Genomic DNA, 25,218 nt, shown 5'->3' with positions numbered 1-25,218 from the left:
CTTGCCGGCAGGACCAGCGCGACTTACCGGCGCCGCACCCTGCGCCGCTCGTTGCTGGACAGGCCCTTCGTCAAGGGTCGGGCCAGGTTGTCGCCAAGCACAATGCCGGCTGCGACGCCAAGGACAATCGCCGCCGCATTGAGCATGCCACCGGCACCCGCCAGGATGTCGCCGCCTTCGACTGTCAAGGCATACATTGACCGGAAGATCGTGAGGCCCGGCAGAAGGATCAACGCTGCCGGAACCGCGACCACCAGCTGCGGGGCGCCAAGCTTCAGGGCCACAACGCGGCCCAGCAAGCCAATGATCACCGCCGAAATGGCGGGCGACAAACGGTCGCCAAGACCGAGTTCGCCAACCCCCCACAAAACGAAGAAGCCCGCCAGCCCGACTGCCGCCGTCGGAAGTAACAGCCGCATCTGTGTCTGTTCGGTGACACCGATGGCCACCACGGCGATCGCAATGAGGATCGCCTGTCCCCACAACGGGTAGGCCGGCGGGAAAGTATTGGTGACGTCCAGGACCTGGCTGCCCATCAGGGTTCCAACCACCACAGCGACGCCGATGCCCGCCACGATCGCGCCGAAAGTCAGCAGGGTGGACAGGAAGCGGCCTGCTGCCGTGACCGGAAAGCCGTTAATCGCATCCTGTACCGACGAAACAAGCCTGCCCGTGGGGAGCAGCAGGAGGATGCCTCCGGCCACCACAATGGACGGAGCTACGTCCGCACCCGCCCAACGCAGCATCAAAGCAACAAAGGTGACCACAAAAGAACTGGCCATGGTGACGAAGAAGTCCGGAGTCCGCCAGCGAATCAGCTGGCGCGCCAGGAGGCTGATCAACATGTTGGAGGCAAAAGCCAGGGCTGAAGCTCCGGGACCACCGCCAAGCACCCCGACGAACACGGCGGCAAACACACCGAACGCCACAGTGACCATCCAGCGGGGGAAGGGCTTGGCGCTGCGCGTGATCTCGTTGAGCCGTCGAACGGCCTCGTCCCGTCCCACTCCCCCGGCGACAATATCCGAAACCAACTGGTGCACCTGGGCCAGACCCGCATAGTTATTGGTCCACGACCTCACCACACGCAACAGGGTGATGGGCGTTTGGTCCTTCGGCGCGTAGTTGATGGCCACCGACTGGTTGGTGATGTCCACCTCGACGTTCTTCAGCCCCAACGCCGCGGTCACCGCGATCATGCTCGTTTCGACCTCAAGCGCACCGGCCCCGTAACGGAACATTGCCTCGGCCAGGTGCAGTGCGAAGTCGATGGTCTTGCGCGCCGAGGCGTCGACGCCCACCACCTGGATGGTGGGGTTGGCGTAAGGGCTCCCGGCCAGGCGGTCCACGATGTTCATGGGCGCCGTTGGCGGGCTGTCACCTTGCACCAGGCGCATCAGCATCCGCTTGGCATACGCATTCTGCCGGACCTGCGAGGGCCGCAGCGGCTGGGTTTTCGGCAAGCCGTCCGTATGAGGCCTGCCGCCATTGCCCTCGGGGCGTTCAGTCATGCAGCATTCCTCCTTTGGCTTAGTTCTTCCTGAGGAACTTTCCGATCACCGGCAGTTTTGCCGGTTCCCGCAAGTTTCCCAAAACGGTCTGGGCGGCTCCTGCAAGCTTCCTGGCCACCCGGTAGGCGGTGTACTTGACCGGACTGACGGGAGCAACGAAGTCGCCGATGAGCTGGACCACCTCTCCGCCAAAGCCCTTCTTGAACTCGTACCCACCATGGCCCGATTCATCCTGCCCCTGGATGCCGAATGTGCCATAGAAGTTGTACCGCGAGTAGCCGTTGTTCAGGGCGTGAAGCATCATGCCCCAGTACAGGGACGTGGCACCGTTGAAGTAGATGTAATCCTGCACGGTGCCACCAATGACGCAGGTGAGTTCGTCCCCCGAGCAAGCGAAATGGATGGCCGCCACGGTGGCAACTCCCACGGAATCCGGGAAGCGCTCGATGTCCTTGAGGCTGCGCTCGTAGCTGTCCACCAGGTCTTGGACAACCTTGACCTTATTGGCCTTTTTCTTGCTGCCGGTCTCCTCCACTTCGCGTTTCAGGTCCGCGAGGTTCTTGGATTCCGCCTCGAGTCGCTCAGTGATGGAGGCGCGGTATTCCGGGATGTTGATCTTGGCCATCATGAGCTTGGTGAACTCATCGGAGGTGTTGCGCAGCAGTTGCTCGTAGTACTCGCGTTCGCGGTAGGTGAAGCCCTTCTCGTCGCCGGCGGTCTTCAGCGCGTTGTAGAAGTCGTCCAATGTTTCCAGCGTGGCCTGCTCCAGGTACACACCGTTTTTTTCGGCCTTCCGGATGGCCTTGCGGGTCCGGTAATTCATTCCCATGATGAGCTCTTCGGCGTCCGCGATGCCGTCCAGGGTCTTGATGAACATCCAGTTGATGTTGGCGAAGTTCATGTCGAAGCCCTGGTGTTTGAACCCGAAGCCCTCGAGTTCCTTCAGCAGCGGCCGGTTGTCTTCGACCTCGGGGTGCTCCGCGCCGTCTTCGTCCCGGGCGATGTATTTGACGTTGGGCGAGATACGCAGTTCCGCCGCCTTCTTCGAGGCGGCATGCTTCTTCAACTGCTCGACGACGAACCTCACCGCAGCGGCGTCGCTGTAGTCCATCAGTGGTCCCTTGGCGCAGTCCGCCACTTTGTAACCGATGCGGTTGGACGTGTAGACGAGCTTTCCGGCGGCGATGAGGCTCCCGCCCTGGGTGACGCCGAACAGTTCGACTTCCTGCCCGCGGGCACGCTGGAAGCGGGTGAGGTCCATGGATTGAATAAAACTTCCCTGGGGGTGCCCCTTGGCGAAGGTCTCAAATTCAGCGTCGCTGAGAAGAACGAATTCCATGGAGTTTCCAGCTTCAATCGGAGTCAAAGAAATTACCTCATCTAGTTGGATATGCACCGTTGGTGGCCGGGGCGGGCCTGGTCTGTTGGCTGACGCTTCGAGTTTTCGGTGCGTCAGGCGCCGGTCAGTAGAACTGACCACCCGTGCGCATGATCTCGAGCCGGCGGAGGACCTTCTCTCCGCCCTTGAGCCAGAGCTTGTACCGGAGAGGACTCAGGACGAGGTCATAACAGCCGACAAAGTCCGTGACGGTCTTGGTGAAGCTCGTCTTGAACAAGCCCATGCCGTACAGCGGGTGGGTTTTGTCTTTGATTCGAGCTGCGGACGGAGTGCCGCAGAAGTCGTATTCGACGCATCCGAGTTCCTGCATGCGCTGGATGGCCGCCCATTGTGTCAGGTGCGAATCCCCGTATCGCTTGCGGTTCTGGGTGGAGCCGCCGTCCTTATACGTAGCTTTGGATCCGTAGTTGATCACGAAGGCACCTACGCTAGGCTGGCCGTCCTCGTAGACGAAGAAGAAGTGCCCCTGCCCGCGGCTGCTGAACTCGTTCCAGAATTTGGCGTAGTAATCGTAGCTGCGCAACGGCATGGCACCCTTGGCGTTCACGGTGTTCTGCATGAGAGCGTACAGCTTCTTGTAGCTCTCTTCGCCGGCCTCTTCCTGGATGACTTCGCACCCCTCGCGCTCTGCCCTTCTTACAGCATTGCGGGCACGGGAAGAGATGCTGCGGAGGACCTCGTTGGAGGGCTTCCTGATATCCAGAATCGCGGTGGAGTCGTTGGACTGGATGTTGGGAGCCTTAACCAGCCCAGCCGCCTTTAGTTGCGCAGCCACCTCAGGTGACTCCACGACGTCGGGCTCTATCTTGACGGTGAAGACGTTCAGCTTCCGTTCCCTGGCCAGGGTTGCGACGGCGTCCAGCATCGGTTTGATGTCTTCGACGGACTCTGCGTCGGGGCCCTTGATCAGGTACCAAAGGCGTCCCAAGACAGGGAAATTTTTCTCCAGCAGCAGGTTGTAGCTGGAGTACTCAGCAGTCTCGATGACGAGCCGCCGGACCAGCCAGCCGTTACCGTCCTTAACCGCGGCATAAGCGTCCGACTGCAGCATGTTGCCGCCGTTCGGGTTGGCCGTGACGTGCTTGTCCCAGTTATCGGTTTCCTCGGCGGTGGCAAAGCGGGCGGTAAATTCTCGCAAGGTGGCCGTGTCCAATCTCAGGGTTCGGTGCAGTGTTCAAGCAGGGTTCAAAGCGTGGTGCGCATGCGGACATGCAGGACCAAGTCTATCGGGGACAGCTTGATTGGCGATTCCAGACCGGAACCAAACGACGCACCGGCACCCAGACGTGATGACCGTTGGAGACCGGATTCCGCATAAGCGGTCACGGCCGACCCAACTCTTAGGGAAAGACGGACCGTTCCGCGATCAGCCCCGAATAGCCTGTGCGGGGTCCGCCCGCGAAGCCGATATTGCAGGATATACAGATGCAAGAACCCCGGTTACTGCTCCGGCTATGACCCCCACCGTGACCGCTTCCAACGCCAGGACCGGGGTCCACCCTTGCTGCAGGCAAAACGCCAGAAGTGCCATCATCCCTGCCGCGCCTCCGGCCAATCCGCCGCCGGTTCCAACCAGCAGGCCCTCAAGTACAAACATCCGGCCAATACTCGCGCGGCCGGCCCCGATCGCCCGGCGAAGCGCAATTTCCGGCCTGCGCGTCTGGACCGTCAGGTACATGGAAGTCGCAGAACTAAGACAGGCTAACGCGAGCAGGACCCAGGAAAGAAGGCCGATGAACGCACTCAAATCAGTGGTTATACCTCTTCTCAATGACCGGAGATCTGCAACAGTACTCACCGTGAAGTACTCGGGATGAGCCGCGTTCAAAGCAAGCGGCACCGCATCGCGCAGCGGAGCGGGGAACCCGGGGACAGTACGCACAATGAACACTGATTTGGACAAGACAGGGTGGTCGAAGTCCCCTATGCCCAGGACGATGCTGTCGGAGAGCAACTGGTTCCGTCCGGGGCTTTCAATGACGCCAACTACTGGCACGGGCTGCCCGTCGACCCAAATCTTTTCATCTGGCCCTGCAGCTGAAACACCCCAGCGCGTGGCGGCTTCGCGTCCTAGAAGCGCTACGGGTTTCCCAAATGCCCCATCCAGGAGCGACAGCGCAGAACTGGGCTCAACAACGGCATCATTCAGCGCAAGATAATGCGAGTCCACAGCTAGCAGGGAACCTGCGAACGTTGGCTCTTGCAGTGCCAGGCCGGGCTGAAAACGGGACGGCTTTAGATCTTTCGAAGCCAGGTCGTAGCGCAAACCAACGTCTACAACCCCATCCAGTCCCTCTATCCTTTTCCTCTGCTCCGTAAACCCGATCCCACTGGCGTCATAGGCTTGTGCTCCTGACGCGCTCATTGACACTTGCAGTTCATCAAGCGCTGCCTGGGCCAGACGCTCCGAAACTTGGGAGGATGCAGTTTGGCTTAGTCCCACAGACAAAACAAGCCCGCCTGATCCCAGCATGAAGGCGAGGATGAGAAGCATTGTCCGTCCTGTCCGTGACGTCAGCGCTGTCAACGCGTCATATACGTCGTCGACCACCCCCTGCCAACGTGCCGGTTTCCGTCCAGAAGCCGGCGAAGCCGTCGTTTCAACTGCGCACGCCTTAGCAGCTCCGGTGTCCGTCGAGCTTGACGCCGGTGCTTCATGAGCATGAACGACTGATCCTTCCAAAGCGCCGTCCACGATTTTCACTTGCGATCGAGCTGCGGCCGCAACAGCGGGATCGTGCGTGATGACGACGATAGTCATCCCCTTTGCATTGAGGCTCCTGAGTTCCTCGATGACTCGTTCCGTGTTGGCGACGTCCAAGTTGCCTGTCGGTTCGTCGGCAAACAGAACTTTTGGGTTAGTCGCGAGGGCGCGCGCCAGTGCCAAACGCTGACGTTCACCTCCGGACAAATTTCTACCGAGCGCATCCTGACGGTGAAGAAGTCCCACCCGCTCGAGGGCAGGGCGGATACGCAATTCTCGTTCTCTGCGAGCACGGCGTTGAATACGAAGTCCAAGGGCAACGTTCCTGGCCGACGACTCTTCAGTCATCACATGCGATGCTTGAAAGACGAAGCCGAACATCTCCGACCTCAACGCATCTCGTTGCCGCTCACCCAACCCGGCCACATCGTGACCGTTGACGTGATAAGTGCCATCCGTCGGCCGGTCCAAGAGGGCAAGGACATTCAACAGCGTGGACTTTCCTGATCCGGACGGCCCGATAATTGCAAGGAAGTCGCCTTCGCATATCTGCAGATCTACGCCGAGCAAAGCTTGGGTCGCGGAGTCTCCCACATAGTAAGTTCGACCGACCCCCTTCATCGTCAAGAGTGGTCTCGCGTCACTTGCAGGAAGGTCGCCCGTCACGAGACGATCACCAATGTTCCGGGTTGTAGTAGCGAAGTCTCCTCGATAGCAACCCATCCGTCGCGCTGCTCGGTTACTGTAATGTCCACCCGTTCGGGCGTTGGGCTGCTTTGTCCCTGCCCCTGCGCCCCTGACAAGATCACGTAGGGGCCCCGGTCATCCTGCTTGACAGCGGTCAAAGGGACGGCCAAAGATTCAATGGCCGCTTCGTGGACCTTGATTGAAACCGACTGCCCTGGCTTTGGTGGCGTTCCCTCCACGGGAACAGTGGACACGACGTCCATGCCCGGAACGACACCCTTCTCGGGGTCTCCTTCGCTAAAAGAACCAATGCTTTGGATTGTTCCCTTTGCCAAGTACCCTTCAGCTTCGAGATCGACCTGCTTGCCCACAACGAGCGCATCGGCCTGGTCTATGGTGGCACGCCCAACCACCATGTCAGGGGCCGTCTGGACGATCCCCAAGCTCAAATCTTCCGCTAATACATCGCCGGGTCGTACCAAGGTCATGATCGTTCCCGTATTCCCCGGGATCTGCACGAACTCCCGCCAGCGAAAAACAACCTTCTTGTCTTCAGATGTCGGGGCCGTCAATTGGAGGTCGCGGTAGAAGTTCTTGACGGCGTTCTCCGTCCGTTGATCAAAAATCCCCGTGGCATCCGGCCAGTACCCCATGCCCTGAAGCCATTTCTGCAACCCCAGTACATCCGGGCCCCGGTTGCCCTCAAGTAGGTCCCGGTAGAGAGGTACGTCGGTAGACATGACAATAACGGGACGTCCTGAGACGGCCGCGATAAGCGACCCCGGGGCGACCGTTGCGCCCGTGTCGACATACACGGCCGTCACGACCGCCCGGTCGGCTCCCTTGGGGATAGATGCACGCAACGACACGGAGGGTCCGGCGGTCATCGTTGCAGAAACGACGATGGAAGCGGCCAGTGACTTCCTTTCTACAGCAGCGCTCACTTCAACTTTTTTATCTATGGAATCGATTGCTGAAGTTAGCGGTGTTCGCATTTTACTTCCGAGAAAGAACGAACCGGCTGTGCACGCGAGAACAACGCATAGAAAAACTACAGCACGTCTGATTCGTGGAACCCGCGGAAGCTTCACTACTGTAGGTTCACTGGCACCCATTAAAGCCCGCCATGTCCGTGTTGTCGAAGAATATCCTTCGCTTTGGCCAATGCAGCGGACTTTTCGTCTGCCAGTGTGTTCAATGCCCCTTGATGAGTCTCTATAAGGGCGGCCTGGTATTGGGCACGAATGTCCATCAAGCCCTGCATCATGTTTGTTTTGCTCTTGCATTCCGTGTCCTGGAGCGCAGTCCGTATCTCACCCTGCCTGTCGGCCGGGTAAGACGGAACCCAGGCGTCGGGTGAGTCCTGACGCATGGTGATGCCTGAATCCCCAAGGCACTTAATCCACGCCTCACGGATGCTCTTCCACATGGGATCACGTTCGGCCAAGGCGTTGGAGCCATTGACGATGGTTGTGAGCAGTGAATCCTGGCCCGCTACCCTACTTCGAAATGCAGGAATTTGGTCACCCGCCGTCGAGTTGTCACACTCAAAATACTTCTTCACGGCAGCTTGCGGAGAATCCCGGGTTCCCGAATCGTAGATTCCAGGAATGGTCCGGACGGTTGGTCTCACATATCCGTACTTGGCCGCATGCTTCGGAACCCAGACGCCGTAAGATTGATCCGCTTTCACGTCAAGATCGCCATGTTTCTCTGGCATCGTAATTCCGGCCTTCTTCATGCAGCCCTCGATAATGTACATATTCGCTGCTGTGATGATCATGGACTCATCCGCGTTTGCCTCATATGAATCCATTGGCATCCGGATCTCGGCAGTAGCGTGGTCCAGTTGTGCGTGCACTCCCGAATAAGCTGAACGGTCGATGGAGGGCAAGGGCCCGGCGTCGGACTGTGGTCCGGTTTGGTTCACGCTGCATCCTGCAAGCACGAAGAGCAGCACTGCTGGCATAAGCCGACGCCGGGTCATGGTCACCTTTCGACTCTTTTAATTTAGGAGATTCGCTGGATCAGTACGATTCATCGTGACTGGAAATTCGATTATCCCAATTCCCCCCGCCTGGATAAGCGATATCCGCAAGATAACTGATTGCCTGCCCTTCCTTCATGTAGAAGGAATTCCCACCGAAGTTTAGGTGTTCGAAGAATGTCACGTATCGGTAGGACGGATTGGTTGTGTACCCAACAATGTTTGATGTTGGATCATTTGCCCCGCTACCAACCCAGGTCGTCGCGTAGTTGTTCGAATACTTGGTCCCGTTCCACATGGAGCTTTGGAACAAGCAGACCTGCCCATTTCCACATGTTTGCTCTGCTCCTGCATGGGCCGCCCCAGCATTGGCGCCAATCATGATCGGTATTGCGACAACGCTGGCCGCACTGATGCTTAGGAATTTCTTCATTTCACCGTTCTCTCAGTAGGAGTGGAGTCGGGTGGTAACAGGCATTGAAAACGTCTAGTACTCCAACGTCAGTAGTTGTCCCCCCGTGGGCATGAAAATACCAACGCAGCATGAGGCGAATCAACAGAACAGCGAATTAAAGAATATTTCGGAGAAATATGGATCGTCAGAATGTAATATTCTCACCAGCGCGTCACGATTTGAACGATCCCTACACATACCTAGGGGAGCTGTGTCTTCAATCATTTACAGGCCGAGAGCTCGCAGGCTGCAATTAGAGCCGGACCTGCTCCATGCTCTCCAGCTGGATGGCCTTCGGCGCCTTCCCCAGTTCACGCGTCCCGCTGGTCAAGCGGTCGGCGTTGGTAAGCCGGCTTAGGCTCAGCCCGGTCAGCTCCGCAATCTCCCCGATGGGAACCTGGAAGGTGCGGAAAGGGCCCAGGGGTGGCGGTTCACCTTCCAGGAGCCGCTCAGTGATCGCCTTCTTCAGTTCCACCTTCCCCAGCAATGGAGACTGATCCAGCACGAAGCCTGCAGCACCGAGGGTTCCATCATTGGTCCAGGCCGCGATCTTCCAGAATTTCTTGGGAATCCTGACTCCCCGGTACTCAGAGTCGTCGTCAGCGAAAACCGGCCCGGTGAAGACGCTCAGCTTCGCGTCAAAGGCGTCCGCATGCTTGAGGACGTGATCCTCCAAGCCAACCCACAGCTCCTTGCCTTGGTTGAAGTCGTCCACTTGGGGTGCGGCGTTCGTGAAGGCGAAAGTGTCCTGGTTGGCTTTCTTGGCTGTGGCAGCATCGCCCCATACGGGGTCGAGCCGCCGGACCAAGTGCCCACGGTCGAACGCGTTGTTCTTGTAAACGTCCGGGCCGGCCTGTTGCTCGCGGGGAATCCGGTCGTCAAAGTGCCAGGTTCCCTCGCGGGCCAAAGGATTCAGTTCACCGCCGCTGATATTAACGCCAACGATCGCTGCGAGCTTCCGCGCAGCCCGGAAACGCACTGAGAAATGGGTGTAGTCCAGCAGAATCGTCGTCGCCGACGGACTGGGCAGCTCAAGGCGTGCCCGCAAGAAATCCCGGTCATATCCCCCGCTCATGCATACAGCATGGCACTAGGGACTGACAGGGAACAGACTCAGCATTCGACGACGTTGACGGCGAGGCCGCCCATCGCGGTTTCTTTGTATTTGTGGGACATGTCCTTACCCGTCTCACGCATGGTCACGATGACTTCATCAAGGGAAACCCGGTGCGTGCCATCACCCCACAACGCCATCTTCGCGGCATTGATCGCCTTCGCCGCCGCGATCGCGTTCCGCTCAATACACGGAATCTGCACCAACCCACCAATCGGATCACACGTCAACCCCAGATTATGCTCCATCGCGATCTCCGCAGCGTTCTCCACCTGAGCCGGGGAACCACCCATCACCTCAGCCAACCCCGCAGCAGCCATCGACGACGCCGAACCCACCTCACCCTGACACCCAACCTCCGCACCGGAAATCGAGGCCTGCTCCTTATACAACACACCCACCGCACCGGCAGCGAGCAAGAACCGCACCACCACATCATCCCGGTCCGCCTGCGTGGCCTGATCCATCCCCGGGGCATAATGCAACGCGTAATACAACACCGCAGGAATGATCCCGGCCGCACCATTGGTCGGAGCAGTGACCACCCGCCCACCGGAAGCGTTCTCCTCATTGACCGCCAACGCGATCAGGTTCACCCACTCCTGCCAGTACTTCGGATCGTTCCGGTCCTTGTCCTCCTTCAACAACCGCTCCAACCAATCAGGAGCACGACGGCGGACCCTCAGTCCCCCGGGCAGCACACCCTCGCGCTTGAGCGACGTTTCAACACAGGCCTCCATCACCGACCAGATATGCAGCAAACCCTCCCGGATCTCCTCCTCGGACCGGGACGCCCGCTCATTGACCAGCATGATGTCGCTGATCCCCAGACCCTTGGACGAGCACCGGCCCAGCAACTCCGCAGCGGTCCGGAACGGCAACGGCAACTCCGCCTTGGACTCCTCCAACTCAGCCCGCGCCGCGTCCTCCTCGCCCTCACGAACAATGAACCCGCCACCCACCGAGAAAAACGTCGCCTCCCTCAGCACGTTCCCCCCGGCATCGGTAACAGCGAACTTCATCCCGTTCGTATGCCGCGGCAACACCGTCAACGGATGCAACACCATATCCCCCACCGCATACGGCAACAGCACACCCTCACCCGAAGCCCCGGCCAGGTTCAGCATGCCCGTCTCCGCGATCGCAGCAAGACGCTCCTCCACCTCACCGGGCAGGATCAACTCCGGCTCAAACCCCTCCAAACCCAGCAACGTAGCCGTAAAGGTGCCATGACCCTTACCCGTCGCAGCCAAAGAACCATACAAATCCACCCTCAACCCCGCCACCGAAGACAGCACACCGGATTCACGAAGCTCCCGCGCAAACACCGCCCCCGCCCGCATCGGACCCACCGTATGCGAACTCGACGGACCAATACCCACGGAGAACAAATCGAAAACACCAACAGCCATAACCGGGATCCCTTTGTATACAGCATGAAACGGTCCGGCAGATGGTCCTGCCGGATGGCCCCCTCCCGCTCGTGGCAAAAAGGCGACCGAAATACGACGCCGGGCGGCCCCCTCAGGCGGCAACCCGGCGTCGCAAATTTATTCAGTTACTACAAGTCAACGCTACGCCAAAGCGCACTTGGCCAAAACGGGGCATCGCTGCGGAGTGTGCCGCGCGCACGGCACACTCCGCAGCTAAACCACGAATCGGAGGATGGCATGCCGAACCCGCCGGGCACGCCGGACCCGTCGGGCACGCGGACCGATCGGACTAGCCCAGGTCGCCGCCGTTCTTGGAGGCGTATTCCTGGGCGGAGAGCAGCGGGCCATCGGATTCAGCAGCGACCTTGAACAACCAGCCCTCACCGTAGGGGTCGTTGTTGATGAGTGCGGGGTCGGACACAACGGCGTCGTTGATCTCGGTGACCTCGCCGGTAACGGGTGAGTAGAGGTCTGAGACGGACTTGGTGGACTCGACCTCTCCACAGGTTTCGCCTGCGGTCACGGTGGAACCGACCTCGGGCAGGTCCACGTAGACGATGTCCCCCAGTGCGTCGGTGGCTACCTCGGAGATACCGACGGATACCGAGTTTCCCTCCCCACGCAAAACCCACTCGTGCTCGTCGGAGTACTGAAGTTCAGGCGCTACTTTGGGCATTCTGTTTTCCTAACTGTGGGTGATCAAAAACTTAGCGGGACCGTTTGTAGAACGGCAGGGCCACGACCTCGAACGGCTCTGCCTTGCCGCGCAGATCGACGTCAAGAGTGGTGCCAGGTTCAGCATAAGCAACGTCAACGTAGGCCATCACTACCGGGTACCCGAGCGTTGGGCTGGGCTGGCCGGAGGTCACTTCGCCAACAACGGCGCCGTCCTTCAAGACCGGGTAGTGCGAACGTCCGGCGCGGCGCCCGAGGCCCTTGAGGCCCACAAGCTTGCGACCAGTGGAGACACCTGCGCCGTCGGCCTTCAAAGCTGCCAAGGCTTCCTTGCCAACAAAGTCGCCTTCCTTGGACAAGGCCACTACAGGGCCGAGCCCGGCCGCGAAGGGATTGCCTTCACGGGACAGCTCATTGCCGTAGAGGGGCATGCCGGCTTCGAGACGCAGGGAGTCGCGGGAGGCCAGACCGGCCGGAACGAGCTCGCCTTCCTCGGCGACGGCGGAGATGGCCTGCCACAGCGCGGCGGCGGATTCGTTGGGCACGAAGATCTCGAACCCGTCCTCGCCGGTGTAACCGGTGCGTGCCAGGAGAAGATCCTGCCCACTCCCGGCCACCAGGAAGGTCACCTCGACTGCCGCGTAGTACTTCAGGTCCGTGACCAGCGAGTGCTGTCCGGCCGGGACCAAACGCAGCAGGATCGCTTCCGCAAGCGGCCCCTGAACGGCGATCAACGACGTCGACGATGAAGCATCCTCAACAAGCACGTCATAGCCCGCGGCGCGCTGCAGCAGCTCAGCAGCGACCACGAAGGCATTGCCTGCGTTCGGAACCACCAGGAACTTGTCGGCGCCGCGACGGTAGACGATCAGGTCATCGATGATGCCGCCATCTTCCTGGCAGATCAGCGAGTACTTGGCTTTGCCCTCGGCCATGGCGGAGATCTTGCCTACCAGCGCGTAGTCCAGGAACTCTGCTGCCTGCGGCCCGGTGACCCAGACTTCGCCCATGTGGGAGAGGTCGAACAGGCCGGCGGACTTCCGGACGGCGTGGTGTTCGGCGAGCTCGGAAGTGTATTTGAGCGGCATCTGCCAGCCACCGAAATCGGTGAAGGAGGCGCCGAGCTTCTTGTGCTCCTCGTAGAGGGCCGTGTGCTTCTCAGTCATTTTCCGGATCCCCTTAGTTCTCGAAGTCTTCGATCGGAGGGCATGAACAAACGAGGTTGCGGTCGCCTGCTGCGCCATCGATGCGGCCCACCGGCGGGAAGTACTTGTCCTGCTTCAAGTGGTGGACGGGGAAGGCGGCCTGCTCACGCGGGTAGGCGCGGTCCCAATCGGAGCTTACGACGGCGGCTGCCGTGTGGGGTGCCCGGCGAAGCGGGGAATCCTGCACGGAGAAGTCGCCATGTGCTACCTGATCGATTTCCTTGCGGATGGTGATCATGGCTTCGATGAAGCGGTCGATCTCCACGAGGTCCTCGGATTCGGTGGGCTCAACCATGAGGGTGCCGGCCACCGGGAACGCCAGGGTGGGTGCGTGGAAGCCGAAGTCGATGAGGCGCTTGGCCACGTCCTCGGCCGTAACCCCGGTCTTGGCCGTCAGCTCGCGGAGGTCCAGGATGCACTCGTGGGCGACCAAGCCTGCTTCGCCTGTGTAGAGCACCGGGAAGTAGTCGTTGAGGCGGGCTGCGATGTAGTTGGCAGCCAGCAGTGCGGACTTGGTTGCTTCGGTAAGGCCCTGCCCGCCCATGAGCTTCACGTAAGCCCAGGAGATGGGGAGCACGCCGGCCGAACCAAAGCGCGATGCCGAAATCGGAACGTCATTGCCTTCGGTCCATGATGCGGCGTTGCCGGGCATGAACGGGGCCAGGTGGGCCTTCGCGGCAACGGGGCCGACGCCGGGTCCGCCACCGCCGTGCGGGATGCAGAAGGTCTTGTGCAGGTTCAGGTGGGACACGTCGCCGCCGAACTTGCCCGGCTGCGCCAAACCGACCAGTGCATTGAGGTTTGCACCGTCGATGTAGACCTGGCCACCGGCTTCGTGGACAGCGTCGCAGACTTCCCGCACGTCGGCGTCGTAGACACCGTGGGTAGAGGGGTACGTGATCATGATGGCCGAGAGAACTTCGCGGTTGGCCTCGATCTTGGCCTTGAGATCCTCGTGGTCGATGGTTCCGTCAGCTGCAGTGGCTACAACAACGACCTTCATGCCGGCGAGCACGGCGGAAGCTGCGTTGGTGCCGTGTGCCGAGGCGGGGATGAGGCAGACGTTCCGCTGCTGGTCTCCGCGGGAGTGGTGGTAGCCGCGGATCGCCAGCAGGCCGGCAAGCTCGCCCTGGGACCCGGCGTTCGGCTGGATGGAGACCTGGTCGTAGCCCGTGATCTCGGTCAGCTGGGCTTCGAGGTCGGCGATGAGTTCACGCCAGCCCTCGGTCTGGGAATCAGGAGCGAAGGGGTGGATGGAGGCGAACTCGGGCCAGGAAATGGCTTCCATCTCCGCCGTGGCGTTCAGCTTCATGGTGCACGAACCCAGCGGAATCATGGTCCGGTCCAGCGCGAGGTCGCGATCGGAGAGCTTGCGGATGTAGCGCAGGAGCTGCGTTTCGGAGCGATGGGTGTTGAACACGGGGTGCTGCAGGTACTCACTGGAGCGCTCAACGGAAGCCTCCAGCGCAAAGCCCTCTGCGGACTCAACCACGGAGGCACCGAAAACTTCAAGGACACTGCCGACGATGTCAGTTGTTGTTGTCTCATCCACGGAGATACCCACGGTGTCCCCGTCGATTCCACGCAGGTTGATGCCACGCTCTTCGGCAGCAGCGACGAGCTCGGCGCCGCGGCCCGGAACGCGAACCGTGATGGTGTCGAAGAAGGACCCGTGCAGGACCTCGACGCCGGCAGCCTTCAGTGAGGCCGCAAGGGTGCGCGCGTGGTGGTGGGCGGTCTCGGCAATGGCCTTCAAGCCTTCGGGGCCGTGGTAAACGGCATACATCGAGGCGACGATGGCCAGGAGAGCCTGCGCCGTGCAGATGTTGGACGTGGCCTTTTCGCGGCGGATGTGCTGCTCGCGGGTCTGCAGCGCCAAGCGGTAGGCGGGGACGCCGGCGTCGTCCTTGGAAACGCCCACCAGACGGCCGGGCATGGAACGCTCCAGCCCCTTCTGGACTGCCATGTAAGCGGCGTGCGGGCCGCCGAAGAACAGCGGAACACCCAGTCGCTGGGCGGAGCCGACGGCGATGTCCGCACCCTGTTCACCCGGGGGCGTGATGAGCGTGAGGGAAAGAAGGTCGGCAGCAACCGTCACCAGCGCGCCCCGCTCTTTCGCCTCGGCGATGACGGCGGAGTGGTCGAAGACACGGCCGGAGACGCCGGGCTGCTGGAGGACGACGCCGTTGATGTCGCCGTCGGGCAGTCCCGCGGAGAGGTCCGCAACCTCCACCTCGAAGCCGAGCGCCTCAGCGCGGCCCTTCACGATCGCGATGGTCTGCGGCAGGCAGTCTGCGTCGAGGACGGTCTTGCCATCCTGGACGGCTTTGTTCTTGTTGGCACGGCGCATCATCAGCACGGCTTCAGCGACTGCGGTGGCTTCGTCAAGGAGCGAAGCATTGGCGATCGGAAGGCCAACGAGGTCCTGCACCATGGTCTGGAAGTTCAGCAGCGCTTCGAGGCGGCCCTGGGAAATTTCCGGCTGGTACGGAGTGTAGGCGGTGTACCAGGCCGGCGACTCGAGAATGTTGCGGCGGATAACCGGCGGCGTGATGGTGTCGTAGTAGCCCTGGCCGATCATCTGGACAGCAGTCTTGTTCTTGGAAGCAAGCTTGCGGAGTTCAGCAAGGACCTCCACCTCGCTCAGCGCGTTCTGCAGCGTCAGGGCAACGTCCTGGCGGATGTCGTTGGGAACCGCGGTGTCCACGAGGGAATCCACGGAGTCGTAACCGACTGACTTGAGCATGGTGCCGATGTCGGCCTGGCGGCGGGCACCGATGTGCCGATCGACGAAGGTGGTGGAGGCTGAACTAACCGTCACGAAGGAACTCCATTAGTTGGGCGGCGCTTGGGTACGCCGCAGTGGCTCGGGTTCCTCCCCGCTCTGTATTGGACCTGAGAGTTTCCGCGGGTTGCCTGCGCAACGCCGCTTGCACCGTCGGTGAACACAACAATCGTCACCACTGACGGCGGATTGCCTGCTGCTTTCCAGAGTTGCCTAGCCGCGGCGGTGCGTGGGCCTGAGAGATTCCTGGGGAGGATTTGCTCCTACGGCGCCTGCGTCACGTGCTTTGCAGGACTCTCCCGCCGCAGATCATAGGCTTATGCAGTTGTTCGCGGCCCGCTGCAAGGCGCACCACAATTGTTAATTGTCCTACGTGCCCGGCGTCGCGGCAAATAGGCGGAGCGCTACTTCCGCAGTCGCTCCAGAACCTCGAGCAGGATCCCGACGTCGGCCTCCCGCCCGGCGCTGCCGCCCGCCTGCCCGCCTTCGAACATGGCGTTGAAATAGAGTCCGTCACCCATGTAGCTGACGGCTTTGGCGACTTCCGGCCCAACGTCCTCGGCGAGCACGTCGAGCCAGCGTTGTTGGATGGCGGCAAACCTCCTCCGCGTCTCCTCGTGGGCTACCTCTGCCAAGCGGGTGGTCGCCACAAAAGCCCGGTCCATGGGCGTACCGGCCCACACTGAAGACCGGATGAAGTACGCAGCTGCGCCGTCCGGGGCCGCGATCATTTGTTCGGTGTCTTCCTCCGCCAAGCGGTCCAGGCGTTCCAGCAAAGCGCTGATGAGGGCCTCCTTGTTGGGGAAGTGATAGAGGAGCCCTCCCTTGGAGACTCCGGCGCGCTTCGCGACGGCGTCGAGCGTTGCTGCCCGCTCCCCCACCTCGATCAGGAGCGCCTCGAAGGCATCCAGGACGGCATCCTTGGCAACTGGTTTTCGCGGCATGTGTCCATCATTCCCTAAACAGGCGTGTTGAGCTCTTTTGAAACTATACCGTCTGGACGGTACAGTAATGTTCATGTTTTCGTCGTCCGCAACCAAAGCTCCCCGCACTTCCACCCGTCGCCTCCACGGCAGGACGGCAGCATGGCGCGACTGGACGGCCCTTGCCCTGCTCATGTTTCCGGTTCTCCTGGTGGCCGTGGACAACACCGCCCTCACCTTCGCTCTACCGGAGATCGCCCGCTCATTGGAAGTCGGGGGCATCCAGCTTCTGTGGATCGTTGACGCGTACCCGCTGGTCCTGGCTGCATTGCTGGTATCCATGGGCAACCTCGGCGACAGGATAGGACGACGGCGGCTGCTTCTGGCCGGCAGCACAGGCTTCGCTGCGGTGTCGGCTGCTACGGCGTTCGCGCCCTCGGCTGAATGGCTGATAGCCGGCCGCGCAGCCCTTGGAGTCTTCGGCGCCATGCTGATGCCCTCAACACTGTCCCTGATCAGGAACATCTTCACCGATCCGAACCGGCGCCGCCTCGCCATCGCCGTCTGGGCAGCCGGGTTCTCGGGCGGCGCAGCCCTCGGTCCCATCTTTGGGGGCTGGCTGGTGGAGCACTTCTGGTGGGGAGCTGTCTTCCTGGTGGCAACGTTCCTGCTCCTGCCCCTGCTTGCGTTCGGCAGGATCCTCATTCCGGAGTCGAAGGACGCCAACCCTGGCCGGGTGGACGTACCAAGCATCGTCCTGTCCGTCCTCACCATGGCTCCGTTCGTCTACGGCATCAAGGAATTCGCCGTGCACGGCTTCGGGCCAACCGCGGCTTTCTTCATGCTCTTCGGCGCGGTACTGGGCGTGCTCTTCGTGCGGCGGCAGCAGCAGTTGGCCAGCCCCATGCTGGACGTGCGCCTCTTCAGCAACAAAGTGTTCAGCACGGCCATCGTCGCCAACGTGCTGTCCCTGTTCTCCATGACCGGGTTCATCTACTTCTTCGCCCAGCACCTGCAACTCATCGAAGGCCAGTCGCCCATGGAGGCCGGCATTGCCATGATCCCGGCCCTCTTGGCCACCATCGTGGCAGGGCTGGTAGTGGTGCCGCTGGTGAAGCGGATCCGCCCCGGCTTCGTGGTGGCGGGCGGCCTGGTCCTCAACGCAGTGGGGTACCTGGCGGTTGTCGTGGGCGATCACGGAAGCGGCCCGGTGTTCCTGCTCTCAGCACTGACGGTGTTGGCAGTTGGTGTGGGTGCTGCGGAGACCATCTCCAACGACCTCATCCTGGGCTCGGTCCCGGCGGACAAGTCCGGCGCGGCATCCGCCATCTCGGAAACAGGCTACGAACTGGGATCGCTCCTGGGCACCGCCGTCCTGGGCTCCATCCTGACCGCGTCCTACCAGCACAACCTGGTGATACCGGACGGCGTATCCGCTGCCGCTGCGGGCCAGTCAGGGGAAACCTTGGCCGGAGCGGTTGATGCGGCGGCCGCACTGCCCGCGCCCTTGTCCGAGGCACTGACTGCGGCCGCAGGGGTGGCCTTCGAATCCGGAGTGCACGTCACCGCGGCGATCGGGCTGGTACTGATGGCCGGAGCGGCAGTGCTTGCCGCCGTCGTTCTTCGCCGGGTGCCGAAGGCGCAGTAGTCCGGTGCTTTCTAGACGGCTTGGTTGAGGGTTGAACCCAATCCCAGGCTCCGGGTGATTCCGCCGGTAGTGGCCGTGGCGAGGGCGGAAAGGTAATCGTTCCGACGCCGGGCGGTGATCCGGGACTCAGGTTCAAATGCCCGGTCCGGGTTATCTGAATAGTGGGCGGCCAGGCCGTCGCGCAAAAGCCGGATGCCTTCGGCCCGCTGCTGCGAAACTGCCGCGTGGGTGGAGCCCAGTTCCTCTGCGAGGTCTTTGACCGAACGGCCTGCCAAGTAGATCTCCCTGATGACGAACCGCATCTTCTCAGGCAAGGCATCGACGGCGGCCCGGAGGTACTTGATGCGCTCGTCGGCGAGCACGGAGTTCTCCGGTGACGGAGCTACCGATGCCACGGTATCCACCACGACCTCATCCAGCGACGTCAGGGTTCTGGCTGCATCGGCCAAGGCCGCCTCGACGTGGCTGCGCTCGACGCCAAGGGCAGAGGCCATCTCGGCAACGCTCGGACCGCGTCCCAGCACACCCGTAAGGGTTTCCTGGACGGCGAGGGTTTCCTTGATGCGCTTGCGGGCCGAACGGGTAGCCCAGTCTCCCGCGCGCATTTCGTCCGCGAAAGCCCCAATGATTCGACGGCGTGCGAAAGCCCCGAAAGGAACACCCAGGTCCGGGTCGAAGGAATCTGCCGAACTGATGAGGGCGAGGGAACCAACCGAGGCAAAATCATCGCGCGACAAATGAGATGCGCGCGCACAAAGGTCAGAGACCAAGTAACCAACGAGCGGGAGGTGTTGCAACACCAGCTCGTTGCGCTGTTCGCGATTCAAAAGATAGTCCCCCCATGAGACCGGAATATTGAGTTTGCCATGCCCTTGATCCGCATTCCGGACGGCGCTTGGAGACCAATCACAGCGCCGTAGTGGGACTTTGTCTCAGGTACGTGTTCAGTGAACATACCACCTGCAAACCCCTAAACGTGTACGCTCGACACAAGAAATTCAAAACCCTGCTGAAACCTGCTTTCCGCCGGGCAAATAAGGATTGAGGAACCGTGGGGGCGGACGAGCTATCGGCAACGTTGTGGCGGGAGAGAAGGCAACTCGATTTCTTGCTTTTCCTCCTCGAAACGCAACTCCTGCATCTGCGGGCAGGCAACTGGCACCGCCTCGAATACACCGCGTCCGAGCTCGAAAAAGTGGTGGAAAGCCTACGCTTCGAGTCATTGGCCCGCGGCGTGGAAGCGGCTGCCCTGGCCGCGGAATGGAAAGCGCCGGATCAGACTTCGTTGCCTTCACTGGCAGGAATGGCGCCGGCCGGAATTTGGCCTGATCTATTGAAAGAACACCACCGCGCATTGGTTATTCTCTTGGAATCCATAGATGCCGTGGCAGCTGATAACCTCTCCGCGCTCGAGCAGGAACCGGAACCCGCGGACGCTGAGCCGGACGATCTCGCCATAATGACCCTGGACGTCAACGTTCAACGTGCGCGTGCGGCGGTGACCAGCGCCGCCCTCCCCTCTTTGCGTGATTTCCTCGGCACCACCTGACGGGATGTGAAAGAGGACCTGAAGAAAACCCGACGGGATGTGAGAGAGGATCAGTTGTTGGTGGGGGCCGGCGGGCGGAGGTTCGCCAGGAGTTCCTCGGCGTCGGGGCCGGCTTGGGCGGCTGCGAGGTTTGCGGCGGCGATCGCCTCAACTACTTCGCTGCGCTGGATGGAAACACCCCGCGGGGCTTCAATTCCGATCCGCACCCCGTCACCGCGGCCCTCCATGACGGTAATGACAATATCGTCACCAATCATGATCTTCTCGCCCGGTTTGCGCGTCAGTACCAGCATGCTTTCAATGTACCTTTCCGAGCGAGGTCCTTCGTGCCGGTTTGCCATCCACCCAGCCCACCGGGATACCCAGCCCGTCCACGGTTTCCGGGCTGGCAGTTTCCGATGCACCGATGACGGCCAGTGCGGAGACACCAACCGGTTCCGTTGAGAGCAGTGTTTGCAGGGCACGCACCCACGCGGCCGTGTCCCCGGCTTTCCGGCGTGCGTCGGCCACCACCCATACCTGGTCGGCGGACAGGCCGGCGATGGCGTGCGCCTGCTCCGGAATGTCTGATGCCTTACCCAGCCCGTAGGCGACCACCACGTTCTGGCCGGTCAGTACTGCTTGGGCGCGCGCAGCCATCGCGCTTTGACGGCCCGAGACATGCAGGTGGCCGAACGCTGTCAGCTCTCCGGCGGTACGGACGTCCGAGCCCCCGGCGGCGATCGACATTTCCAGGGCCGGCCCCAAGGCGTCGTCACCGAGGCCCACAAGGAGGATCACGTTGCCGTTACCCTCCAGCGGCGCAGGAACCTTTTCGTTCGGAGCGTCCGACGGCGGTAGTGACGGCTCAGGCACCGTGTGCAGAGCCGGCCTCGCCTCAAGTTCCTTGCCCAGGTGTTCCAGCAGCCCGGCGAAATCGGGTGAGGCCGTCGAAACGGGATCGGGCCGGTGCATCTCCCGCTCCGCTGCGTCGGCCCGCTCCAGCAGTGCGGCAATGGCAGGACCCTGCAAATCGTGGCCGGCAATCGGGTTCGCGGCGGTCTTTCCGGTTGAGGCGCGTGGAGCGGCAGGACCGGATGCCAGGGCCGCTGGGGCAATGCCAGCCGCTTCGCCCACCTCTACCGTCGCTTCAAACCGGGCAGCTGCGAACAGGCCCACGATGCCTGGATTGATGACCTTCTCGGCAGCCACAATCCGGGCCTGCGGACCATACTGCGTCAGCGCCTTCTCGCGGATAGCGTCGAGGGACGCTCCCCTAAGCTTGTAGCGCTTCGGCATGGCGAACCACCCCCACTGTTTCTATGCGTATGTTGGCCGATGTCACTTCGCGGTACGACAAGACGGGGACACCGCCGTCGGGAGCGGCCACAAGCCGTCGAATCGCGGGTCGCAGGGCGGGGGCGCAAACGAGGACCGCTTGACGTCCCGTGGCCGCGGCTCCCTCTACCGCGGATTTAAGTGAGGAGAGCACAGAATCGAGCTTGGCTTGGCCCATCACGATCTGTGTACCGCCCTCGCCCGGGCGCATGTCCTCAAGCATCGACTGCTCCAGCAGGGGATCGATCATCACCACCGGAAGAACGTCGCCGTCCAAATACTTGTCGGCCAGGACAGGCCCCAGAGCTTGCCGCGCCGATTCAATAAGGGCTTCCGGGTCCGTAGATACCTTCGCCCGCAAGGACAGTGCCTCGTAGATGCGCGGGAGGTCGTTGATGGGGACCTGCTCCTCGAGGAGGCCCTCAAGGACGCGTTGGATCTCTGCGAGCGTCAGCAACCCGGGAGTAAGCTCCTCCACTGCGGAAGGGCTCTGCTTGCGGACCCCCTCGGTGAGGACGCGAACGTCTTCGCGAGTGAGGAGCCTTGCTGCGTTGGCGGTGATGATCGAGGACAAATGCGTCACCAGGACAGACACCCTGTCGATCACCGTGGCGCCTGTCATTTCTGCGCTGTGGCGCATTTCCGTGGGCACCCATTTGCCGTTTAAACCGAAGACAGGTTCCACGGTGGCCGTACCCGGGAGGGCGTCCAGGAACTCGCCCAGGGCCAGGAGCTTGCCCGACGGCGCCACTCCCCTTCCGGCCTCGACACCGGCGATGCGGATGGCATAGGTGGAGGGCGGGAGATCCATGGCATCCCTGGTGCGGACGGGCGGGACAACCAAGCCCAGCTCCATGGCGATCTTTTGCCGAAGCGACCTCACCCTCGCAAGAAGGTCGTCGGAAGCTCCGGAAACGATGTCCACCAGGTCCGGAGCCAACAGAATCTCCACCGGGTGGACCCGCATGTCTTCCATGAGCCGCTCGTTTGGATCTTCCTCCGAGGCCACCGCGGCGTTGCCTGCTGCCTCCGCCGCGGCAGCAGCTTTTTGCTGCGCTGCCACGCGTCGCGACGCGATCACCAACAAGGCACCCACCACAAGGAAGGGCAGGACAGGCATCCCTGGAATCAACGCCATGCTTGCCGCTGCAAGGCCTGCGATCAACAGCGCATTGGGTGACTGCATGAGCTGCGAGGATGCGGTGCGGCCCATGTCCTCCTCGGCATTGGACCGGGTGACGATCATGCCTGTGGAGACGGCCATGAGGAGGGCCGGGATCTGGGTGACCAAGCCGTCGCCCATGGTCAGCAGGCCATACGTGTTCAGGGCGTCAACGGCGTCCATGCCGCGCTGCAGCACGCCGATCGCGATGCCGCCCACAAAGTTGATGATGATAATGATGATGCCCGCGATCGCGTCGCCTTTGACGAACTTTGAGGCACCGTCCATGGCGCCGTAGAAGTCGGCTTCGGCAGAGACTTCGGCGCGGCGCTTCCGGGCTTCGGCGTCCGTGATGAGTCCGGCATTGAGGTCGGCGTCGATGGCCATTTGCTTACCCGGCATGGCGTCGAGGGTGAAGCGTGCGCCCACTTCGGCCACGCGCTCGGCACCCTTGGTGACCACCACGAACTGGATGACCACCAGGATCAGGAACACCACGGCACCGATGATCAAGGAACCGCCCACCGTGACCTTGCCGAACGCCTCGATCACCTGCCCGGCAAAGCCTTGTCCCAGCACCAACCGGGTGGACGCCACATTGAGTCCCAGCCGGAACAGCGTGGCCACCAGCAGCAGCGACGGGAACACGGAGAAGTCCAGGGGTTTCTTCACGAACATGCTGGTGAGCAGGATCAGGAGTGCCAGCAGGATGTTGCAGACAATCAGGAAGTCGAGCAGCGGAGCAGGCAGCGGGACCACCAGAAGCAGGACAATCCCCACGATGCCCACCGGGACCGACAGCCGGGCGAACTTGCTGTTCTTCATGCCAGCAAACCTTCCTTCATGCGATGGATTCCACGGGCAGCGCCGCGCGTCTTGAGGGACATGACGAAAGCCAGGACAGCGGCCACCGAGCGGTACAGCTCCACGGGGATCTCCTGCCCCAGCTCACACGCCGAATGCAAGGCACGGGCCAAGCGAATGTCCTGGACCATGGGCACCCCTTTGCCCTCGGCCTCCTCCCTGATGCGGGCCGCTATGACCCCTGCCCCCTTCGCCACGACGCGAGGTGCCGATTTGCCGGCGTCGTACTTCAACGCGACTGCCACGTGCGTCGGGTTGACCAACACGACGTCGGCATCCCCGATCGCGGCGATCATGCGGTTCCGGCTCATGCTCAGCTGGCGCGAACGCCGGTGTGACTTGACCAGCGGATCTCCGTCGGTGTTCTTGTTCTCGTCCTGGACTTCCTTTTTGGACATCCGGGTCTTCTTCCGGTTGCGGCGCATCACGACGAACATGTCGGCGGCTGCCAACACGAGCCCGGCCGCGACCGCGAACTGGATGAGCGTCCCGACGCCCCCTGCGGCGGCCGCGAGCACACCGGCCACAGGCAAGCCCCCGGCGGTGAGGAGAACGGGCATCAAGCCTTGGATCACGGTGTAGAGGACAAGACCCACGACGGCGGTCTTCAGTAGCGCTTTGGCCCCGCCCCACAGCGCCTGGGCACCGAACATCCTCTTGAAACCGGCCAGCAGGTTGAAGTGTTCGAACTCGGGCCGGAACTTCTTGAAGGGGATACCGCCCTGCAAGGCAGACCCTGCCAGCACCACCACGGTAACCACCAGGAACAGTGGTCCCAGGATTCCCGCCAGAGAGGCGAGCCCGTCCTCCAAGGCCGCCACAGCTTTGGCGGGATCCGGATGGTTGATGATGCCCTTGACCGTGAAGAGTTGGTCCACGGCCGCGTTGGAGGCATGGTCGATGGTGGCCGGAAGCATTGCGGCGGCACCGCCCACCGCCAGCCAGGCCATGAGGTCCTGGGATCTGGAGAGCTGGCCCTTTTCACGGACCTCACGCATACGTTTGTCCGTGGCTTGTTCGGTCTTTTCCTGTGAGTCCGCCACTAGCCCACCCCCAGGACTGTCCGTGCGGCCAACTCGGCCAGGGAAGCGACCAGGCGAGGCAGGGCAAGGAAAAGGAAGCCTGCCAAAGCCAGAGTGATGAAGATCTTGAGGGGGAAGCCCAGGGAAAATGCATTCAGTGCCGGGGCCACGCGCGTGAGGAGACCGAGTCCGACGTCGGCCAGCACCAAAACCACCAGCAGCGGACCGGCTATTTGGACCGCGGAGATGAACATGCCGGTGACAGCGCCCACCATGGCATCCACGGGTTTGCTGAGGTCCAGGCCGCCGGCGAGGGGCAAGGCACTGAAGCTGCCCGTCAGGCCCCCGATCACCAGCTGATAGCCGTCCGAGGCGAAGAGCAGCGCGAGTGCCGCCATCTGGAACAAGCGCGTGAACTGGGCGCCGTTGACCATCATCTGGGGATCGAAGGCCTGCGCCATCTGGAACCCGCTGAAGAGATCGATCAGGCTGCCGGCCGACTGGATCGCCGCGAACACAGCCATCACCAGGAACCCCAGCACCAGGCCCGTTGCCAGTTCCAGGACGACGCCGGTGATGAATCCCGCGGTGTCCTTGGGCACGGCGTCCGCGGACAGCCGCTGGGACACTGCCAGGCCAAGGCCGATACCCAGCATGGCTTTGATCCTCGCCGGAATGGCATGATGCGCAAAGGGTGGTGCCACCACCAGGAAGGCCGTCATGCGGACCGAGGCCAACAAGAGAACCTGGATCCATGACTGGTCGATGGGAATGTCCAC

General features: G+C 61.8%; 21 protein-coding genes and 1 riboswitch. Of the genes, 2 read left to right on the top strand and 19 right to left on the bottom strand.

Annotated elements, in window-relative coordinates; all coding sequences use genetic code 11:
* Positions 1–23 precede the first annotated feature (23 nt).
* From AUR_RS14890 to AUR_RS14835, 13 genes are all read right to left on the bottom strand, one after another.
* Positions 24–1,511, bottom strand: coding sequence for a threonine/serine exporter family protein (locus AUR_RS14890; protein WP_062095392.1), 1,488 nt, complete (start codon positions 1,509–1,511; stop codon positions 24–26).
* A 19-nt stretch (positions 1,512–1,530) separates the two neighbouring features.
* Positions 1,531–2,850, bottom strand: a complete 1,320-nt coding sequence (locus tag AUR_RS14885) for a peptidoglycan bridge formation glycyltransferase FemA/FemB family protein (protein WP_021473680.1) — start codon at positions 2,848–2,850, stop codon at positions 1,531–1,533.
* A 124-nt stretch (positions 2,851–2,974) separates the two neighbouring features.
* Positions 2,975–4,063: a lipid II:glycine glycyltransferase FemX gene (locus AUR_RS14880; RefSeq protein ID WP_082694508.1), complete on the bottom strand. Its 1,089-nt coding sequence runs from the start codon at positions 4,061–4,063 to the stop codon at positions 2,975–2,977.
* A 213-nt stretch (positions 4,064–4,276) separates the two neighbouring features.
* Positions 4,277–6,184 carry an ABC transporter ATP-binding protein/permease gene (locus AUR_RS14875; RefSeq protein WP_241650934.1) on the bottom strand — a complete coding sequence of 636 codons (1,908 nt, stop codon included), beginning with the start codon at positions 6,182–6,184 and terminating at the stop codon, positions 4,277–4,279.
* A 92-nt stretch (positions 6,185–6,276) separates the two neighbouring features.
* Entirely contained in the window at positions 6,277–7,296 is a 1,020-nt protein-coding gene (locus tag AUR_RS14870) for a peptidoglycan-binding protein (RefSeq protein WP_164888688.1), read from the bottom strand.
* 119 nt (positions 7,297–7,415) lie between these two features.
* A complete protein-coding gene (locus AUR_RS20325) occupies positions 7,416–8,294 on the bottom strand; it encodes a hypothetical protein (RefSeq protein ID WP_062159995.1) in 879 nt (292 codons plus the stop codon).
* A 34-nt stretch (positions 8,295–8,328) separates the two neighbouring features.
* Complete coding sequence (locus AUR_RS14865; protein ID WP_128397200.1) at positions 8,329–8,721, bottom strand: hypothetical protein; 393 nt, start codon at positions 8,719–8,721, stop codon at positions 8,329–8,331.
* Between the two features lie 274 nt (positions 8,722–8,995).
* Positions 8,996–9,817, bottom strand: coding sequence for a DNA/RNA non-specific endonuclease (locus tag AUR_RS14860; RefSeq protein WP_062095382.1), 822 nt, complete (start codon positions 9,815–9,817; stop codon positions 8,996–8,998).
* Between the two features lie 38 nt (positions 9,818–9,855).
* Positions 9,856–11,268: an L-serine ammonia-lyase gene (locus AUR_RS14855; RefSeq protein ID WP_062095380.1), complete on the bottom strand. Its 1,413-nt coding sequence runs from the start codon at positions 11,266–11,268 to the stop codon at positions 9,856–9,858.
* Positions 11,269–11,578: 310 nt separating this feature from the next.
* On the bottom strand, positions 11,579–11,965 hold the full coding sequence (gene gcvH / locus AUR_RS14850; RefSeq protein WP_021473686.1) for a glycine cleavage system protein GcvH: 387 nt from the start codon (positions 11,963–11,965) through the stop codon (positions 11,579–11,581).
* 31 nt (positions 11,966–11,996) lie between these two features.
* Positions 11,997–13,130, bottom strand: coding sequence for a glycine cleavage system aminomethyltransferase GcvT (gcvT, locus tag AUR_RS14845; protein ID WP_021473687.1), 1,134 nt, complete (start codon positions 13,128–13,130; stop codon positions 11,997–11,999).
* A 13-nt stretch (positions 13,131–13,143) separates the two neighbouring features.
* Positions 13,144–15,990, bottom strand: coding sequence for an aminomethyl-transferring glycine dehydrogenase (gcvP, locus tag AUR_RS14840; RefSeq protein ID WP_128397199.1), 2,847 nt, complete (start codon positions 15,988–15,990; stop codon positions 13,144–13,146).
* 177 nt (positions 15,991–16,167) lie between these two features.
* A riboswitch (glycine riboswitch) is annotated at positions 16,168–16,266 on the bottom strand.
* Positions 16,267–16,358: 92 nt separating this feature from the next.
* On the bottom strand, positions 16,359–16,898 hold the full coding sequence (locus tag AUR_RS14835) for a TetR/AcrR family transcriptional regulator (RefSeq protein WP_021473689.1): 540 nt from the start codon (positions 16,896–16,898) through the stop codon (positions 16,359–16,361).
* Between the two features lie 73 nt (positions 16,899–16,971).
* Between AUR_RS14835 and AUR_RS14830 the strand changes: the two genes are divergently transcribed.
* Positions 16,972–18,525: an MFS transporter gene (locus AUR_RS14830; protein WP_021473690.1), complete on the top strand. Its 1,554-nt coding sequence runs from the start codon at positions 16,972–16,974 to the stop codon at positions 18,523–18,525.
* An 11-nt stretch (positions 18,526–18,536) separates the two neighbouring features.
* Here the strand turns inward: AUR_RS14830 and AUR_RS14825 are convergent, their stop codons facing one another.
* Positions 18,537–19,352 (bottom strand): sigma-70 family RNA polymerase sigma factor, encoded by an 816-nt coding sequence (locus tag AUR_RS14825; protein WP_021473691.1) that lies wholly within the window; start codon positions 19,350–19,352, stop codon positions 18,537–18,539.
* A gap of 224 nt (positions 19,353–19,576) precedes the next feature.
* Between AUR_RS14825 and AUR_RS14820 the strand changes: the two genes are divergently transcribed.
* Complete coding sequence (locus AUR_RS14820) at positions 19,577–20,074, top strand: flagellar protein FlgN (protein WP_128397198.1); 498 nt, start codon at positions 19,577–19,579, stop codon at positions 20,072–20,074.
* A gap of 50 nt (positions 20,075–20,124) precedes the next feature.
* Here AUR_RS14820 and csrA read toward each other — a convergent pair whose 3' ends face one another.
* The 5 genes from csrA to AUR_RS14795 are packed head-to-tail and all read right to left on the bottom strand — an operon-like array spanning position 20,125 to position 25,218.
* Positions 20,125–20,367 (bottom strand): carbon storage regulator CsrA, encoded by a 243-nt coding sequence (gene csrA, locus AUR_RS14815; RefSeq protein WP_021473693.1) that lies wholly within the window; start codon positions 20,365–20,367, stop codon positions 20,125–20,127.
* A gap of 4 nt (positions 20,368–20,371) precedes the next feature.
* Positions 20,372–21,352 carry a hypothetical protein gene (locus AUR_RS14810; protein ID WP_062095375.1) on the bottom strand — a complete coding sequence of 327 codons (981 nt, stop codon included), beginning with the start codon at positions 21,350–21,352 and terminating at the stop codon, positions 20,372–20,374.
* Positions 21,330–23,378 carry a flagellar biosynthesis protein FlhA gene (locus AUR_RS14805; RefSeq protein ID WP_021473695.1) on the bottom strand — a complete coding sequence of 683 codons (2,049 nt, stop codon included), beginning with the start codon at positions 23,376–23,378 and terminating at the stop codon, positions 21,330–21,332. Before AUR_RS14805 ends, AUR_RS14810 begins: the two co-directional genes overlap by 23 nt.
* A complete protein-coding gene (locus AUR_RS14800; protein WP_062095371.1) occupies positions 23,375–24,460 on the bottom strand; it encodes an EscU/YscU/HrcU family type III secretion system export apparatus switch protein in 1,086 nt (361 codons plus the stop codon). Before AUR_RS14800 ends, AUR_RS14805 begins: the two co-directional genes overlap by 4 nt.
* Complete coding sequence (locus AUR_RS14795; RefSeq protein ID WP_031216913.1) at positions 24,460–25,218, bottom strand: flagellar biosynthetic protein FliR; 759 nt, start codon at positions 25,216–25,218, stop codon at positions 24,460–24,462. The genes AUR_RS14800 and AUR_RS14795 overlap by 1 nt, the downstream gene beginning before the upstream one ends.

This window comes from Paenarthrobacter ureafaciens (assembly GCF_004028095.1).
GTDB classification, from domain to species: Bacteria; Actinomycetota; Actinomycetes; order Actinomycetales; family Micrococcaceae; genus Arthrobacter; species Arthrobacter ureafaciens.
This window is presented reverse-complemented; position numbering and strand designations above follow the sequence as displayed.